Genomic DNA, 15605 nt, shown 5'->3' on the forward strand with positions numbered 1-15605 from the left:
TTGGCTAACCAAACAATCCACGACGGCGACTACGTACTAATCTACCTTGACGCTCGTCGCACTTACATGATAAAAGTTCAAGCTGGACAAACCTTTCATACACACAAAGGCTACCTAAAACTAGATGAATTAATCGGTAAAGAGTATGGGGAACCAATCAAAAGCAGTCTCGGCGTAACCTTCACCACCCTTAAGCCCATGTTAACCGATTACATGATGAAGTCAGGTCGAAACACACAAATCGTGTACCCCAAAGACGCTGCACTTATCGTAATGTTTAGCGGTATCGGTCCAGGCAGCCGCGTCTTCGAATCAGGCACAGGCACAGGCGCCTTAACTTCGGCGTTAGCGCATTATGTTGGTCCAACGGGTAAAGTTTATACTTACGAGTTACGCCCTGAATTCCAGAAGAACGCTGCCAAAAACCTGCAACGCTCAAAACTCATCGACAACGTAGAAATGAAAAGCGGCGACGTCACCATGGGCATTGCAGAGAGGGATTTGGACGCGGTGATTTTGGACCTTGCGGTGCCCTGGCTTGTTGTTCCACATGCTTACGAGGCGCTAAAGCCTTCAGGTGTCTTGGTTTCTTTTAGTCCAACCATAGACCAAGTTATCCGTACAACCGAAGCATTACGCGACAACGGATTCGTATTCATCGAAACGGTTGAATGCCTTATGCGCACGATGCAGGTTGAACGGGGAAAAACCAGGCCGAACACGATGATGACAGGACACACAGGCTACATAACACATGCAAGAAAAATTATAAAACCGACAGTTCAACAAGCAGCGCAGACAGATTCGTTTTTGCAAGAAGCGATGCCTGAAGTTAACATAGAACAAGAAAACAATGAAGGGTTGGCAGAGGAATCTGCCTAAGCTTTAGCTTTCACTTTTCCTTTGGTTCTTCTGCCGTTATCTGGCAAAGGCAAACTTAGCTGGTAAACAGCTTGTTTGAATTGTTCGCCTCTGGCACCACGCGTTAATGCATAGTAAGCGCCCAATATCCTGCCGAAGTAGGGGATAAAGACTTTGTCGAATGCGTTGTAGAGCATGGGGTTTTGCAGGCGGTTTTCTAGGAAGGTGGGTTTCCAGATTTTTATGTTGTATTCCCAGCATTTAATGAAAAAGTCCCATCGCGCTTTAGAAAGCGAGTCCATTTCAGCGCCTTTCTGCTTCATCAAAACACAGTTCTCAAGGGGCACAAAGAACAGCGGCACGTAGAAGGCGTTGTAGTCTTTGAGTTTATCCATCAACTCCAACGTTTGAAGCATGTCTTCTTCTTTCTCGTCAGGCAAACCGATAATCAGCGTCGCTAACGGATACCAGTCGTTATCGTTTAGGATGCCGAACGCGTTGGTGACCACGTCTTGCCACTGTTCAGGCTGATACGGCAACATTTTACCTGCCATGTACTTTTTCATAAGACGAGGACTGCCAGTTTCGATGCCTGTTTCAGCTGTGATAATCGGCTTTTTACCGAAAGAGTACCATGATTTCTCGATCAAAATTTCCGCAAGTTCCCGAATCATCTGCGGATCATGCCAAACAGGCGCCAGAGACATATGTGCCGCTTGGATGCTTTTTACACCTGGATAATCGGCCACGGTTTTGAACAGTTTAACTACTGCTTCCCGGTTAGGTACAAAGCGCGGATCTTTGGCGCCATAGAGGAACATGTCCTCAGTGATTAAGGTGATGTGGTCGCTACCTTGCGCCACGCTTAAGGCGACTTCTTGCATGATTTTTTCAAGAGGCACATCGATTTTGTGCTGCATGGTGGGTGTGCAGAATTGGCAGTTTCGTCCACAACCTTTACTGATTTCTACTGCTCCATGGATGGCCACGTTCTTGATAAGAGGCATCTCTTGGTTATAGTTCCAGTTGTCCAGCGATTCATCGGCTTTGGCTATGCGTGGAAGCGGTTCACCGTTAAGGGCTTTTTTGAACAACTCCACGATTGGTCCAGGTCTGCCCCCCATCAAAACGCAGTCGACGCCATAGGTTTTTGAGACATGTTGACGCTCAAGCTGCCATGAACCATATCCGCCGACGATGACTTTGAGGTTAGGTTTGTATTTTTGGATGGCAGGGTGCATGACAAGCTTGCGGAATTCGATGCGGTTCATGGGTTCGCCTCCGCCCACGATGGAACTGTAGGTTTTGCTTACGTAACCCATGCCTGTGGGGTCCATGCTTGAGATGCCCACGACTTTGGTTTCTGGACCTATGAATTTGTCTAAGTCTTCGGGGTATGCTACTGCTATGTCGTTTGGAGAGAATCCGCCTTCTAAGAGGATGGATTCAACTTTTCGAAGTCCATACGGTGCGTAGCTTGCTTGGCCATCGGGAAGTGGAGGTCGGTGTGGATAAAGAGTTTTTCGGACGTATGATAGGGGGATGGGGCCTTTGCCGAATCCGCCTGCGAACGCGATGAAGGGGTTATTCAGCCAGTCGCTCATTTCGGTGGCTGACGCTGTGAGCACAATTTTTCTGCCGCTAACTGTTTGCAACCTTTGGATTCCTCTTGAGCAGAGTAAATGATTATGTCCATAGTCCTTTTAAAAATTCCTATCGGTTGTATGGTTAACTGGGGCTGCCTAAAAGAAGCTGTTGTGCCGTCCGAGTAACTCTGAGTTTTCATCCCTTTTAAGTCAATTTAATGCCTTCTCTTCATCCGGCAACACATTAAGGTTGAGTGGAAAATAAAAGTCTTAACATCCTATGTAGCATAATCTGCTGAGAAGGCTTTTATCTGGGTTTAAGCTAACCTCAACGTAAGGAGTTTTAAACATGAATTTTAATGGAAGCCAAACAGAAAAGAACCTTCTAGCAGCCTTCGCAGGCGAATCCCAAGCACGCAACCGATACACCTTCTTTGCCAGCAAAGCAAAAAAGGAAGGCTACGAGCAAATCGCAGCCATATTCGAGGAAACCGCAGCTAACGAGAAAGAGCACGCAGAATTATTTTTTAAGCACCTAAAGGGCGGCATCGTTGAAATCACGGCCTCTTACCCAGCTGGCGTAATTGGATCGACATTAGACAACCTTAAGGCGGCTGCGGAAGGCGAAAAAATGGAGTGGGGAACGATTTACCCGAACTTCGGCGACATCGCAGAAAAGGAAGGATTCCCCGAGGTTGCTTGGACTTTTAGGATGGTTGCCAAAGTTGAAGCGTACCATGAACGCCGATACAACAAACTCTTAGCCAACGTCCAAGAGGGCAAAGTCTTCAAGAAGGATACGCCAATCAAATGGAAATGCCGTAACTGCGGCATGGTCATCGAAGGCAACGCTGCGCCAGAAAAATGCCCCACATGTGAACATCCCAAAGCTTACTTTGAAGTCTGGGTAGAAAACTACTAACTTTCATCTTTTCTTTTTGTTTGCTCTTTGTTTATTCAATGTATCAAGTGCTTTGGACCTCTGTAGGTCCCTTACTTAGAGCATACGAAACCGTATCCGTACCTGCGGGAATCACGCGACGTCTCAGAGTCTACCTCCCCTCCCTTATATAAAGAAAAAATCGCTGGAAGCTACTTTATTTCTAATTTCTTTGTTTCCTTTGGCTGCATCTTAGGTAAAGTGACCTCAAGAATCCCGTCGTTTAAAGCGCCGGTTGCGTCGTCGGGGCGGATTGGTTCAGGTAGCTGGATTTTGCGGTAAAAAGTCTGGGCTGAACGTTCACGTCGGATGTAGTTTTTGCGTTGTTCTTCTTCTGTTTTTGTGTGTTTGGCGTTTACGATTACGGAGTCGTCGGTTAATTCTACTTGGACATCTTCTTTTTTGAAGCCAGGCAAATCAACGGTTAAGCGGTAGCTTTTTCCTTGATCTTCTAAGTCTACAGAGGGCATACCAGTAAAAGCTAACATGGAATCACGTGCTTTTGTAGAAAGTTCCCGTCCAAGCTTGGTTGAGGTGCCCCAGAAGTCTTCGAAATCCCGCTCAAACCTATTCATCAAGCGGTTAAAGTCACGTTCCAAGTCCCTTGCAGTGTAGAGCGTTATTTCCTCGTGGGGTTTTTTGATTTCGCGGGCTGTTTTTTCTTTGCCGCCATAATAGTAGGTCATCTTCTTTTTTTCTTCACTCAAAACAAGTCACCTACACATTTGGCGAAGGTAAGCTTTAGCTAATTAAGCTATGTGACTGCACCGAGCTAGCATACAACAGGCTTATGGCAAGGTGTATCCGCCGTCGGACACGATTGTTTGCCCCGTTATGAAGTTTGCTTCGTCGCTTGCCAAGAACAACACGAGGTTTGCTATGTCGCTTGGTTTACCTATACGCCCCAACGGGATGCCCCTAACAATCATCGCCATCGCTTCGTCTGCCTTGGTGAAGCCGCCGACGTCGATGGGGCCAGGTGCTACTGCATTCACGTTTATTTGATGCTGTGCAGCTTCTACGGCCAACGCTTTAGTGAACCCTGAAATTGCGCCTTTGCTCGCTGAATAATGCACCAAATTGGGAAAAGCCACCACAGGCCCAGAAATTGAGGATATGTTGATGATTTTGCCGTATTTTCGCTCAACCATGCCGGGTAAGAATGCTTTTGTGAAGTGGAAAACGCCGTAGAGGTTGACATGGATTACTTTATGCCAGTCTTCTTCGGTCATTTCCAAAAACGGTTTCTGAGGGTAGATGCCTGCGTTGTTTACGAGTATGTCGAGTTTTGAGAATTTCTGGAGCGTTTGTGTTTTAACGTTTTCTACGTCTTGTCGGTTTCCAACGTCGCATTTAACTGCTAAGGACTGAACGTTGTGTGTTTCGATTTCTTTTTGGGTTTCAAAAACGGTGTCTGCTAAGTCCGTTACGGCTACGTCTGCGCCTGCTCTTGCAAGGGTTAACGCGATTTCTTTGCCGATACCTCTCCCCGCCCCAGTTACTAAAGCTACTTTACTTTTAAAATCAAACATAAAACAACCCTACATAGCTATTGGTATCTGATTCTTTTTTAGTTTTTTCCAATTACGCAGGTATCGGCGCTAATTCAATTCTCCGACGACTTTCATTCTTTCGAGCAGGACGTCTTCGCCGTGCGGTGCGATTTCCATCTGGTCGGTTAAGTCTTTTCCTGCCATGTGCCCGAGGTGTTCGCCGTCGCCCCACTGATAGGACTCCGTTACATCGTAGACTTTGCCTTTGTAACCCACGTAAGCTGGTTTCCCATTCTTCCCGTTGAACTGAGCCAGTTCGCTGATCGTAAATTTCTTTATTTCTTCCAAACATAAACCACCACATTCCATTAAGGGACAGATGGAATTAAGCGTTTAGAAGCTATAACCCTCTGTGATTGGCACTGCACAGTCACAAAATACCGAAAGGTTGTTTAGAAAAGTCCAATTCACTTATACTCTTGAGGCCATAATGATGGAAGGCAAGAACCAGCCGCAACAGCAGAATTACAAGATACAGGTAACAAAGAACGGCCCCTACATAATCTCAGGCAACGTTCCCCTTTATCGTATGATAATCAAATGTGACAGCGTTACAACGACCCCCAGCGAATGGGTTACAGCCGCTAAACTGCCAACAAAACAGACTTATGCACTTTGTCGATGTGGGCAATCAAAGAGCAAGCCTTTCTGCGACGGAACACACGTAGCAGTAAAATTTAACGGAACGGAAGAATTCGACAATCAACCGTTTGAGCATATGGCTAAAGCAATGGATGGCCCCAAATTGGCATTGAAAGATGCAGCAATCTTGTGTGCTTCGGCTAGGTTCTGCCATAGGGGCGGCGATATTTGGGACCAAATCCCCCAAACAAGCGACCCAAAAATTAGAGAAAACTGCATAAGAAACGCTTTCGACTGCCCCTCTGGCAGGCTTGTGGTCGTAAATAAAGAGACAGGCGAGGTGCTCGAGCCAAAACTTGAGCCCTCTATCGGGTTTATCGAGGACCCCTCAGTTGGAGTTGACGGTCCACTCTGGGTACGCGGCGGCATCCCCATCTATTCGGCGGATGGTAAACCCTACGAAACTCGCAACCGAGTCACACTTTGCCGCTGTGGAAAATCAACTATAAAGCCGTTCTGTGATAGTAGTCATTACCCTGAAGAATATCAAGAGGAGAGGTAGTGTTGAAAAAGAAAATGGAGATTTCTGAAGAGAAAAACGTCGAGGACATCCTTAAAGAGAAAGAAAAAGCCTACGTGCTGTTCTATGCGTCTTGGTGTCCGCATTCGCAGCGGTTTTTGCCCATCTTTGAGGAATACGCCAAAACCAACCCCGACGAATGCCTAAGCGTTATGATTGATTATAAAGCGGATTTATGCGACAAATACGGAATAGAATACTACCCTACTGTGTTGCTGTTCAAAAAGGGTAAAGTTAAAAAAAGACTCGATGCAACTCCTGGGCTTGGGCTTAGCAAAGCGGAACTTGCAGACCTCACTGCCAACCCATAGTTTTTGTTACTTCGATAACACTGATACTTGCGCAGTTTGTTGTTTGCTGTAAATTATGTTGCTTATGGCTTTTGCTTGTTGGCTGTGCTTGTAGCAGGGGCAGTTTGTTTGGTTTGCGTCTCTTTGGATCCTTAATTTGCATTCATGCACTACCTTAAAGGTCATCTGCCTCAATTCGCCGCCTGATCGGAAATGAACTGTGTACTGCTCAAGTTTTTCTTTAACAATTGAAGCTATGTCGGATTGAAAGTTACCTGTCCGTTGAAGGTATTCTTTTATGGTGCACTCTGGAGGTACCATAACCTTCATCTTCAGGGTATTATGCTTGCATTCCCAACACAAATTTGGCATGATGTTTCGTACCTTCAAGCATGCCCTTGTCTTTTAGGTAAATTAACTCTTTTTGAGAACACGTTTTTACTGGCTTGCCAAACAGGTATCGCAAAGAGAGCGCTGGTTTGTTAAGCCGTCTTTGCAAAAACCGTCGCTGCACTTGGCAAATTCAGAGGTTGGATGCTTTGTTACTGTTTTTGGAGTATTTCTTCGTATTCAGAGTTAACGGAACCATACTTGTTTAGTAAAATGTTGTGTACTTTTCGCCAATCTTCGATTGTGGCAGACCAGTTTGGTCCTTCAATGATGCTTTTAACGTAAGCCCCAAAGGCGCCTTCACGTTTTATTGTTCCTTCTTTGCGGTTGACGCTCAGTAAGCCAGATTTTCTGAGTTGTTGGAGGATTTTTTCGATTTGATTTTTGTTCACGGCGTAAGTTAAGGTGTGGTTTATGTCATCAGTTAACGAAGTGATTGTGAATTCTTCTTCAGTTCGGAGGCTTATAGCGGCAACCATGATTTGCGTCAACTTGGCTGTTTTTGTGATGTAAAACGCTTTTTTAGGTGCCAAAGCCTGTTCAAGGCGGTAAGCCTCGCGCTTATAGAACCAGCCTTTTACCCCTTCAGCGACCACTAAATAGGCGCATAGAATGAGGGTTAACGCCACATAGAACATCGGCGGCGGTGTCACGAAACCAAACACTGGGCCTAGAGGCGTAAACGGCACTGATAGCGCAAATGTCATTATGGCTATGCTGGTTATGACGAGGTACTTGCTTGGTTTGCTCTTCCAGAAGGGTCGACGTCTGGTTCTTATGACAAAGACAACTAGAATCTGCGAAACTAAGGATTCAATGAACCACGCGGTCTGGAATAGGGCTGGTTCAGCTGCAAAGAAAAACAGCATGACAAAGAACGTCAGAAAGTCGAATAGTGAACTCACTGGACCCAAAGTTAGCATGAAACGGCGTATGAATGTGATGTCCCAACGTTTGGGGCGCTCCACGTATTCTTCATCCACTTTATCAGTCGTTATGGATGACTGGGAGAAGTCGTAGAGAAGGTTGTTTAGCAATATCTGCACAGGAAGCATGGGTAGAAAAGTCAAAAACATCGCGGCGCCAGCAACACTAAACATGTTCCCAAAGTTGGAGCTAACACTGATCATGATGTACTTCATGGTGTTGCCGAATGTTTTGCGCCCCTCAAAAACACCCTGCGCCAAAACCGTAAGGTCGTTTTGAGAGAGGATGATGTCTGCGGATTCTCGAGCTACATCTACTGCGTTATCAACCGAGATTCCGACGTCGCTGGTTTTAAGGGATGGTGCATCGTTTATGCCGTCTCCCATGTAGCCTACGACGTGTCCGTTCTTTTTAAGTAGAGAAATGATGCGGTCTTTCTGGGCGGGGTTTACGCGGCAAAAGACGTTGGCTTCTTCAACGGTTGCCATGAGCGCTTCGTTGGTTTTGTTTGCGATGTCCGTTCCCAGCACTATTCCTTTGACTTCAAAGCCCAATTCTTCACAGACTTTTTTTGTGACCAGCTCGTTGTCGCCTGTGAGGATTTTAAGTTCTATGCCTGCCTTGGTTAAGAGTTGGATTGATTGTTTAGCTGTTTCTTTAGGTGGGTCAAGGAAAGCCACAAACCCCAAGAACACCATTTCACTTTCATCGTTAATCGAGTAAACCGCTTTTTCCTCTTTGAGCCGCTTGTAGGCCACTCCAAGCACACGGAGGCCTTGAGCGCTAAAGTCGCGGTATTTAAGGTCGATTTTTCCCTTGATTTCGTCGGTGAGGTCAGAAATTGTTTTGTCCAACTCGTAGTATGTGCAGACTTTAAGAATTTCTTCAGGGGCGCCTTTGGCTATGAAGAACCGTTGTCCCTTGTGTTCGACGACGACGGAGACGCGGCGGCGGATGAAGTCGAAGGGCACTTCATCGATTTTTAGGTACTGGGTGGTGTCGATTTCTTTGTGTTTTAAAATGGCTTCGTCAAGGGGGCTTTTTAGTCCTGTTTGGAAGTGGCTGTTTAGGAAGGAGTAACGGAAGACTTTCTCGTCTTCGTCGCCTTCTATGTTTACGTTTAAGATGAGTTTAATGCGGTTCTCGGTTAGGGTGCCTGTTTTGTCGGTACAGAGCACGTTCATGCTGCCAAAGTTCTCGATCGCCGAAAGCCGTTTTACGATGACGCCTTTTTTAGACATCGCCATGGCTCCCCGCGACAAATTGATGGTTATAATCATGGGCAACAGTTCAGGCGTCAAACCAACCGCTAAAGCTACAGCAAAAAGCAAGGCCTCCACGACGCCGCTGCTGCTGGGGTTTCGTAGGGCGATTGCCATGAAAACAAAAATCACAAGCAAAAACGTTACTTGTAGTATGAGGAAACCGAAGCTTCTGATTCCTCGCTCAAACTCTGTTTCCGGGGGCTTCTCGACAAGTTTTTTAGCGATTTTGCCGAATTCTGTTGCGCTCCCAGTTTTGGTCACCACCGCTGTTGCGGTTCCGCTTACAACGGAGGTTCCCATAAAGCAGTAGTTGCTCCATTCCGCTATGTTGCTTTTCTCTTTCACTGGTGTTGCTGTTTTTTCGACTGGAAATGATTCGCCTGTTAATGCGGATTGATTGATGAAGAGGTCTTTTGCGCTTATAACGCGGGCGTCGGCGGGGCTAATGTCGCCTGCTGAGAGATAAAAAACGTCACCTGGAACGATTTCAGGCAGTTTTATTTCTTGTTTCACCCCATCCCGTAGCACAGTGGCGGTTGAGGTAACTTTCTGCTTTAGCAGTTCAGCGGATTTCTCAGCTTTTCTCTCCTGATAGAAATCCAATACGACACTGACCAAGATGATGGTTAAGATGATTGCGGTGTTAGCCCATTCCCCCAAAAAACCAGAGATAATGCCTGCGATTAATAGGATAATCACTAGGGGGCTTTTGAAGTGAACAAAGAATTCTACAATCGCTGAATGCTTATGTTCCATGCCGAGTTCGTTTCGGCCAAAAGCTTCCAGCCGTTCTGAGGCCTGCTGCGAAGTCAACCCCTGTTGAGAGGTATCCAGATGCGATAGGAGTTCATTGACTGGTAACCTGACGAGTTCTTCTGTGCTCAAGATGGGCTTCATAGCTGTCTCTGGTGATTCTGTTGAAGAAGAGAGATCATCGTTGGTTAACTGCGCCATAAAGCCCCCTCTTTGAGGGCTTAAGCAGAACATGCTTAAAGGTGTTTTTGTGAAAAAAGGAGAGGATGCTACTGCAGGTGCAGTTTGGTTCTATGCGGGTTTGGAGAGGATTTCTTCGCGATGGAAAAGTTTTGTCCCAACATAGAATACCGCAACATCGATGACTGCGAAAATAGCTATGAGCAAAGCAAGCACAGCTGGCCCCAGAATCAGCAACCCGGAGATTTGTGCAAAAACCAACCCCAAAACAGGTAGCAAAAGTACAACGCTTATTTGCTGAGCTTCTTTGAAGCCTTTAACTCTGGCAGAGATAATCACAGTTAAGCCTATACTACATAGTGCTAATGTTGGGGCAACACCGAAGATTAAGATGAGCCAGATCACGTTAGGAAGCAGCAGCGTCCCGTTGAACATTGTAAAGCCTACGATGTCAGCGATTGTTGCGTAAACTGCGAAGGATACCCAGGTGACAATCATGGCTGGAATGAAGCTTACCAGTATTTTTCCAAGCAAGAGTTCGCTGTCAGAGATGGGCGTAGCTAAAAGCGCCTCGATGGTTTTTCGTTCCCGCTCACCTGCAAAGCTATCTGAACCCATAACGCTTGACGCCATGACGGGTATTATGAGGAAGAACGGCGCGAAGAAGTAGAGCACCATAATGTAGAATAGGATTTGGTTTGGTGTCATCTGGGCGATTTGCGCTTGAACGTCTGCGGGTAAATTGACAATTAACGATTGAAAATCTTGGGGATCCATGTTTTGGGCTGGAGTCTGCGAGATAACCCTGATAATCCCCGGAAACACCACTGCAAAAATCAGCGGCAAAATGATTATGGGTAGCAGAACTTGCCAGTTGCGTTTGATTTCCAACCAGTCTTTTTTGAATACCAACCACGCTTTATGGATGTTCATTGTGTTTCTCCTCCCTTGACTAACTTGAGGTACGCCTCTTCGAGCGAAGGACGCAAAACGTTAACGGAGAGGATTTGGCCTTCTGCCTCCACAATAGCCCGCACGAGTTCGGGAGTTGCTAAACGGGCGTCCTTCACGCTAACAAGCAGGGTGGTTTGTCGCTGTTTTACTTCCTGAGCCATAGAAGTGGCGTTTACTGCTGCCAAAACCTTAGATGTTACCTCTGTCAAGTTCACTTCGATGACTGGTATTCCGCTTATTCTTTGCCGCAACTCGTCAGGTGTACCAACTAGAAGACACTTACCTTTATTCATAATCAATACTCGCCTGCAGAGTTTCTCAGCATCTTCCAAGTGATGTGTACTTAGCAGTATTGTGCATTTTTCGTGCTCACTTAACTGAGCCATCATATCCCGTATCTCTTTAGCTGACTCAGGGTCTAAACCCGCAGTGGGTTCATCCAAAAAAAGCACAGGCGGCCTATGCACAGTGGCGCGAACGATGGCGAGTTTCTGCTTCATACCCTTACTGAAACCCGCAACCTTATCGTTTCGGCGTTCCCAAAGGCGGAAAAACTCCAGCAACTCTTGGATTCTCCTCTGTCTCTCGGTTGCGTCGGTGATTCCGTAGGCTTGGGCGAAGAAATCCATGTTTTCGTATGCAGTTAGGCGTTCGTAGAGGCTAGGGTTTTCTGTGAGTATGCCTACTGATTGGCGTACTTTTAGGGGGTCTTTGTGGATGTTGTATCCTGCGACGGTTGCTGTGCCTTTGGTGGGCGCGATTAGACATGCGAGCATGCGGATGGTGGTTGTTTTGCCTGCACCGTTTGGGCCGAGGAAACCGAAGACTTCTCCTTTTTCTATCTGTAGGTTAAGGTTGTCTACGGCTGTTAGGTTGCCGAATGTTCGGGTTAGGTTTTGGGTGTCGATCATGCGTCTCTTCCTCTTTTTGGGGGTTGTTTGTGTGGTTATAGGATGGATACGTATTTAAGTGCGGTGAAACCGATTTCACTGTATGAAACTAGTAAAATTCCTCGACCAAAAAGGCACCATACTTGTCTCTGACCCACTCAACCAAACAATCCTAAAAAACTTAGTCTTATCCGAATATTCCGTCTCAGAATTAGCTCAAAAACTTAATGTTCCAACCCTTAAACTTTGGCGCAGAATTCAAAAACTCCAAAACGCCAGCCTAATAGAACTCTGTCGAACAGAAAAAGTAGGCAACTTAGAGAGGAAATTTTACCGTGCATCTGCAACAGCCTACATGCCACAACAGCAATACCTCGAATTTAAACCCAAAAACCCCAACCTGCAAAAAGCCTTCGAAATCTACACCGCCATCCAGCGGGAAATAATGACCAAGGTTGCTGTTTATGGCGAAGTCCCAAAAGATGTAAACGCAGTGGATTTCTCGTTTTATGCAACCATGCAAGCCTTTGTCCAGATATTCATGGAACCAACAGCACTTAAAAAAATAGAAGAACTGTCAGAAAAAATTTTGAAATACCAACAAGAAACACCACACCTAAAAATCGAGCCCACAAGATAACCTATAGAAAGTAAAGCATTCAAGTGTTAGATTTTACCCGCGCACAATTTGGTTTTGGTCATGTCCGCAAATCTGGTTTGGCACAAAAATACTCTCCCTAACGGTTTAACTGTCTTAGAGTACCCAAGGCAATCATCTAATACCGCTCAGATATCACTCGCTGTCAAGTACGGGTCAAACCAGGAACCTAAAAAAGCAGCTGGAATCGCCCATTTCCTCGAACACATGCTTGCCGGAGGCTCCGAACAAAGAATCCAACGCTCCCGCAGCATAGAAAACTACGGTGGCATATTGGATTTCTACACTGATCGAGAGCATGTGCTTGCCACGATTGATGTTTTACCAGAGAAATTAAGTGAAGCCTCTCGAATTCTTTCTGAGTTATTCTTTGGGGACACCTTTGAAAAGGACAAGTTTGAGTTGGAACGCAAAATAATCCTCAATGAACTCGCTGAGGTGGAAGATGACCCCTCAGTGAAGGTGGACCAGATGCTTCTAGAGAGCCTCTTCAAGAACCACCCGATTAGGCGACCCGTAGGTGGTTACCCAAGAACCATAAAACAAGTTGAATTAAACCAAATAAAGCAGGCTCAACTCGTAAACTACGTACCCCCAAACATGATTTTGACGCTCTCAGGAAAATTGCCTCAAAAAGCTCTCGAAGAAACAATACAAGGATTCCAAAACCAGCCAAAAGGAAACGCATTACCCGAAGAAAAACAGGCAACTGAAACCCACAAACCAAAACCATGTGTCGTTGGAGAAAAAGCAGGAATAAGACAAACATACCTAAGCATAGGTGCACGCACAATTTCCGCTACTCACAAAGATGCACCCGCCCTAGACTTGATAGCGACACTACTCAGCGGGGGCACAAGTTCCCGTCTTTTTATAGAACTGCGAGAAAAAAACGCGGTTACCTACGATGTCAGTTCGACACATTGCAAAGGCGCAGATTTCGGATACTTTAGCGTAAACTGTGCAGTAAACAACTCCAAGGTAGACAAGGCCAGAAAACTGATTCTTAAAGAGTTAGCCGCTTTGGGGAATGAAGATATCTGCGCTGACGAGTTAGAGCGGACTAAACAGATTTGGCTAGGCAGTCTGCTTAGAGGTATGGATAGTATTCATGACACTTTAGAAATAATTACCTACATGGAAACCCAGTTCAGAAGCGAGTTTGCACTGAGAGATTATGTTGCTAAGATAAAGGCGCTAAAAAAAGAGGACATCCGCCAAGCCGCTTCAAGGCATTTAAACGAAGATTCTCTCTGTACCGCTCTGCTTACCCCAAAATAAACCCTGATCGTAAGATGATGGCGTATACGCACAGTCACACAGCTTAATACATCAATACGCACCCTTTTTTGTTGAAACAGTATGGAAACCCTAAAAATTACAGATACACAAGCGATGGAAATCTGTGAAAGCGTTGGGCGAACACTTGTAACTCAACTGGACACTGATGAGGTTTGGGATAAAGTTGAACAGACACTTGCCAAATACCTAAAAAGCCATAACATAAACGAAAACCCCTCCAGCTTAACTGATAAACTCGAATGGTCGGTTAAGGTTAAACTTCGAAAATAAACTACAAACCAGTAACACTTCTCTTTTGTAGCGCAAATCCGCAAATATAAGGGGTGGGGAGGTGGCTACAAAGCAGCAACATCGACCAGAGGGATCGAATACGCAAGTCGCACTTTTTTATAGCCACATACATTACGGTACATTAAAAAAAGTCAGGTACCGTACTAAAAAGTGAAAAAATCTTTATCTACAAAGCACCGTATTAACAAAAAGTGGGAAATATCAGTTGGAAGACGCCATAATCGAAATCGGCACAATAACCCATTACTTCTCAAAAATAAACGTTGCAGTAGTAAAATTAACCCTGCCCCTCTCAGTCGGCGACCGCATCCAAATAAAGGGGCCATCAACAGATTTTGAGCAAACAGTGGAATCCATCCAGATAGACCGCAACCCTATACCGCGAGCGGAAGGCGGAGAAAGCATCGGTTTAAAACTAAACCAGCATGCGCACGAAAAAGACGTAGTGTACAAGAAACTTTAGGGAATGATTTCTGCACCGTTGTACTTCACGTAATCAAAGTCTTGCAGGGACAGTTTACCGTTTTCAATCAACCTCTGCATTCTTGGCACTTCACTCTGGACCGACGCAATCAACCGTTCCACAGTATAGCACACTTTGCTGTAGGCGTCCTCTGTCCAGCGTTTAGTAATGTTTGTGTATAGGCAGCGGCCGCCGCAGACGCCAAGGATTTTGCATTGGCTGCAGGGTTTTTCCTGAACAAACATTTTGGGCAGCTGCAGGGGGTTCGCGGTTTTTATGTGCCCCAAATAGTAAGCTTTCATACCCCACATGGTTGGACAAGGTAAAATGTAGCCATCAGTTTGGATTGAGTAGTTTATCCAACCGCTACCGCAGCGCATCAAACACTCCTTTTCTTCGTTGAGAAATGAGTTTGCAATGCCCAAAAGAGGATAAAGCTTAAGCACCGTGCCTTCTTGTTCCATTTGGTCAACCCAGAAATGAACCAAACGATCCACGCCTGGGATGTAGCTGGTTTTGGTCCATTCCTCAAAGTTACGGCGTTGATAGTCGTTGCCCCAGAACCCTGCGTTGAGTTGCCAATGAACTGATGTGAAGGAAAATTCTGGGTTGTTTAGGAGGTATTTGACTTGTTTTTCTATGTCGGTTTGCTCCATGATGGTCATGCGTGCGATTAATTCGCCTTGGTAGCCGTTTTGTTTTATGAGTTTGAGGTTGTCGATGACTTTTCTGTACGTTCCAGCGCCTCGGTAATAGTCGGTTAGGGCTTCTTCGCCGTCAAGTGAAACGAGCAGGGTGTGGAAGCGGTTAACGTATTTTGGTTCGAGTTTATGCAGGAGTAATCCGTTGGTTTGCATCATGTACATTTTAGGCGACACTTTATCCATGATTTCTCGAAGCTTCTCAACCTGCATCAGCGGTTCCCCGCCATAGAAGGTTAACACACACTCGGGGTCTTGACGGCAAAACCTCTCCAGCAACGCAATGTCGTAGTTGAATTTGCGGGGCAAGTTGTAGTCGACTTCTATGTCGTCGCCGAATTCTTCATCAAAATCGTCTAAACTCTCGCCAAAACAGTATTTGCATTGCAAGTTGCAGTCGCTGGTGAGGATCACATGGAAGAACATGTTTAGCCACTAA

General features: G+C 45.8%; 17 protein-coding genes. 8 read left to right on the plus strand and 9 right to left on the minus strand.

Annotation, left to right across the window (positions count from 1 at the left end; genetic code table 11):
• Positions 1-882, plus strand: a complete 882-nt coding sequence (locus tag NWE96_12065) for a tRNA (adenine-N1)-methyltransferase (protein MCW3984704.1) — start codon at positions 1-3, stop codon at positions 880-882.
• Here the strand turns inward: NWE96_12065 and NWE96_12070 are convergent.
• Positions 879-2516: a B12-binding domain-containing radical SAM protein gene (locus tag NWE96_12070; GenBank protein MCW3984705.1), complete on the minus strand. Its 1638-nt coding sequence runs from the start codon at positions 2514-2516 to the stop codon at positions 879-881. The two genes, NWE96_12065 and NWE96_12070, sit on opposite strands and share 4 nt — an antisense overlap.
• Positions 2517-2796: 280 nt before the next feature.
• On the opposite strand from NWE96_12070, the gene NWE96_12075 reads away from it, so the two are divergent.
• Positions 2797-3369: a rubrerythrin family protein gene (locus tag NWE96_12075; GenBank protein ID MCW3984706.1), complete on the plus strand. Its 573-nt coding sequence runs from the start codon at positions 2797-2799 to the stop codon at positions 3367-3369.
• Positions 3370-3539: 170 nt separating this feature from the next.
• On the opposite strand, the gene NWE96_12080 is transcribed toward NWE96_12075, so the two are convergent.
• The 3 genes from NWE96_12080 to NWE96_12090 all read right to left on the minus strand — a co-directional run bounded on the left by NWE96_12080 (position 3540) and on the right by NWE96_12090 (position 5219).
• Positions 3540-4094 (minus strand): Hsp20/alpha crystallin family protein, encoded by a 555-nt coding sequence (locus NWE96_12080; GenBank protein MCW3984707.1) that lies wholly within the window; start codon positions 4092-4094, stop codon positions 3540-3542.
• An 81-nt stretch (positions 4095-4175) separates the two neighbouring features.
• Positions 4176-4919 (minus strand): SDR family oxidoreductase, encoded by a 744-nt coding sequence (locus NWE96_12085; GenBank protein MCW3984708.1) that lies wholly within the window; start codon positions 4917-4919, stop codon positions 4176-4178.
• A gap of 69 nt (positions 4920-4988) precedes the next feature.
• Positions 4989-5219, minus strand: a complete 231-nt coding sequence (locus tag NWE96_12090) for a cytochrome B5 (GenBank protein MCW3984709.1) — start codon at positions 5217-5219, stop codon at positions 4989-4991.
• A gap of 73 nt (positions 5220-5292) precedes the next feature.
• On the opposite strand from NWE96_12090, the gene NWE96_12095 reads away from it, so the two are divergent.
• On the plus strand, positions 5293-6084 hold the full coding sequence (locus NWE96_12095) for a CDGSH iron-sulfur domain-containing protein (protein MCW3984710.1): 792 nt from the start codon (positions 5293-5295) through the stop codon (positions 6082-6084).
• Positions 6085-6086: 2 nt separating this feature from the next.
• On the plus strand, positions 6087-6413 hold the full coding sequence (locus NWE96_12100; GenBank protein MCW3984711.1) for a thioredoxin domain-containing protein: 327 nt from the start codon (positions 6087-6089) through the stop codon (positions 6411-6413).
• A gap of 6 nt (positions 6414-6419) precedes the next feature.
• On the opposite strand, the gene NWE96_12105 is transcribed toward NWE96_12100, so the two are convergent.
• The 4 genes from NWE96_12105 to NWE96_12120 form a co-directional block, all read right to left on the minus strand.
• Positions 6420-6713 carry a hypothetical protein gene (locus NWE96_12105; GenBank protein MCW3984712.1) on the minus strand — a complete coding sequence of 98 codons (294 nt, stop codon included), beginning with the start codon at positions 6711-6713 and terminating at the stop codon, positions 6420-6422.
• Between the two features lie 221 nt (positions 6714-6934).
• Positions 6935-9928 carry a magnesium-translocating P-type ATPase gene (gene mgtA / locus NWE96_12110; protein ID MCW3984713.1) on the minus strand — a complete coding sequence of 998 codons (2994 nt, stop codon included), beginning with the start codon at positions 9926-9928 and terminating at the stop codon, positions 6935-6937.
• Between the two features lie 90 nt (positions 9929-10018).
• Positions 10019-10840: an ABC transporter permease gene (locus NWE96_12115; GenBank protein ID MCW3984714.1), complete on the minus strand. Its 822-nt coding sequence runs from the start codon at positions 10838-10840 to the stop codon at positions 10019-10021.
• On the minus strand, positions 10837-11772 hold the full coding sequence (locus NWE96_12120) for an ABC transporter ATP-binding protein (GenBank protein ID MCW3984715.1): 936 nt from the start codon (positions 11770-11772) through the stop codon (positions 10837-10839). The genes NWE96_12115 and NWE96_12120 overlap by 4 nt, the downstream gene beginning before the upstream one ends.
• An 82-nt stretch (positions 11773-11854) precedes the next feature.
• Here NWE96_12120 and NWE96_12125 point away from each other — a divergent pair, with 82 nt between their 5' ends.
• The 4 genes from NWE96_12125 to NWE96_12140 all read left to right on the plus strand — a co-directional run bounded on the left by NWE96_12125 (position 11855) and on the right by NWE96_12140 (position 14465).
• Positions 11855-12391 carry a winged helix-turn-helix domain-containing protein gene (locus NWE96_12125; protein ID MCW3984716.1) on the plus strand — a complete coding sequence of 179 codons (537 nt, stop codon included), beginning with the start codon at positions 11855-11857 and terminating at the stop codon, positions 12389-12391.
• Between the two features lie 60 nt (positions 12392-12451).
• Positions 12452-13690: an insulinase family protein gene (locus NWE96_12130; GenBank protein ID MCW3984717.1), complete on the plus strand. Its 1239-nt coding sequence runs from the start codon at positions 12452-12454 to the stop codon at positions 13688-13690.
• Between the two features lie 81 nt (positions 13691-13771).
• Positions 13772-13981 carry a hypothetical protein gene (locus tag NWE96_12135; protein ID MCW3984718.1) on the plus strand — a complete coding sequence of 70 codons (210 nt, stop codon included), beginning with the start codon at positions 13772-13774 and terminating at the stop codon, positions 13979-13981.
• Between the two features lie 226 nt (positions 13982-14207).
• Complete coding sequence (locus tag NWE96_12140; protein MCW3984719.1) at positions 14208-14465, plus strand: translation elongation factor-like protein; 258 nt, start codon at positions 14208-14210, stop codon at positions 14463-14465.
• Here NWE96_12140 and NWE96_12145 read toward each other — a convergent pair.
• On the minus strand, positions 14462-15592 hold the full coding sequence (locus tag NWE96_12145; protein MCW3984720.1) for a TIGR04084 family radical SAM/SPASM domain-containing protein: 1131 nt from the start codon (positions 15590-15592) through the stop codon (positions 14462-14464). The genes NWE96_12140 and NWE96_12145 overlap by 4 nt on opposite strands.
• Positions 15593-15605: the final 13 nt, after the last annotated feature.

It is taken from the genome of Candidatus Bathyarchaeota archaeon, from assembly GCA_026014685.1.
GTDB lineage: Archaea > Thermoproteota > Bathyarchaeia > Bathyarchaeales > Bathycorpusculaceae > Bathycorpusculum.

Bases quoted from the DNA above. Each gene is read 5' to 3' on its own strand.
- NWE96_12105 (MCW3984712.1), bottom strand. From the start codon at position 6,713: ATGGTACCTCCAGAGTGCACCATAAAAGAATACCTTCAACGGACAGGT.
- NWE96_12085 (MCW3984708.1), bottom strand. From the start codon at position 4,919: ATGTTTGATTTTAAAAGTAAAGTAGCTTTAGTAACTGGGGCGGGGAGA.
- NWE96_12075 (MCW3984706.1), top strand. From the start codon at position 2,797: ATGAATTTTAATGGAAGCCAAACAGAAAAGAACCTTCTAGCAGCCTTC.
- NWE96_12145 (MCW3984720.1), bottom strand. From the start codon at position 15,592: ATGTTCTTCCATGTGATCCTCACCAGCGACTGCAACTTGCAATGCAAA.
- mgtA (MCW3984713.1), bottom strand. From the start codon at position 9,928: ATGGCGCAGTTAACCAACGATGATCTCTCTTCTTCAACAGAATCACCA.
- NWE96_12115 (MCW3984714.1), bottom strand. From the start codon at position 10,840: ATGAACATCCATAAAGCGTGGTTGGTATTCAAAAAAGACTGGTTGGAA.
- NWE96_12135 (MCW3984718.1), top strand. From the start codon at position 13,772: ATGGAAACCCTAAAAATTACAGATACACAAGCGATGGAAATCTGTGAA.
- NWE96_12130 (MCW3984717.1), top strand. From the start codon at position 12,452: ATGTCCGCAAATCTGGTTTGGCACAAAAATACTCTCCCTAACGGTTTA.
- NWE96_12120 (MCW3984715.1), bottom strand. From the start codon at position 11,772: ATGATCGACACCCAAAACCTAACCCGAACATTCGGCAACCTAACAGCC.
- NWE96_12125 (MCW3984716.1), top strand. From the start codon at position 11,855: ATGAAACTAGTAAAATTCCTCGACCAAAAAGGCACCATACTTGTCTCT.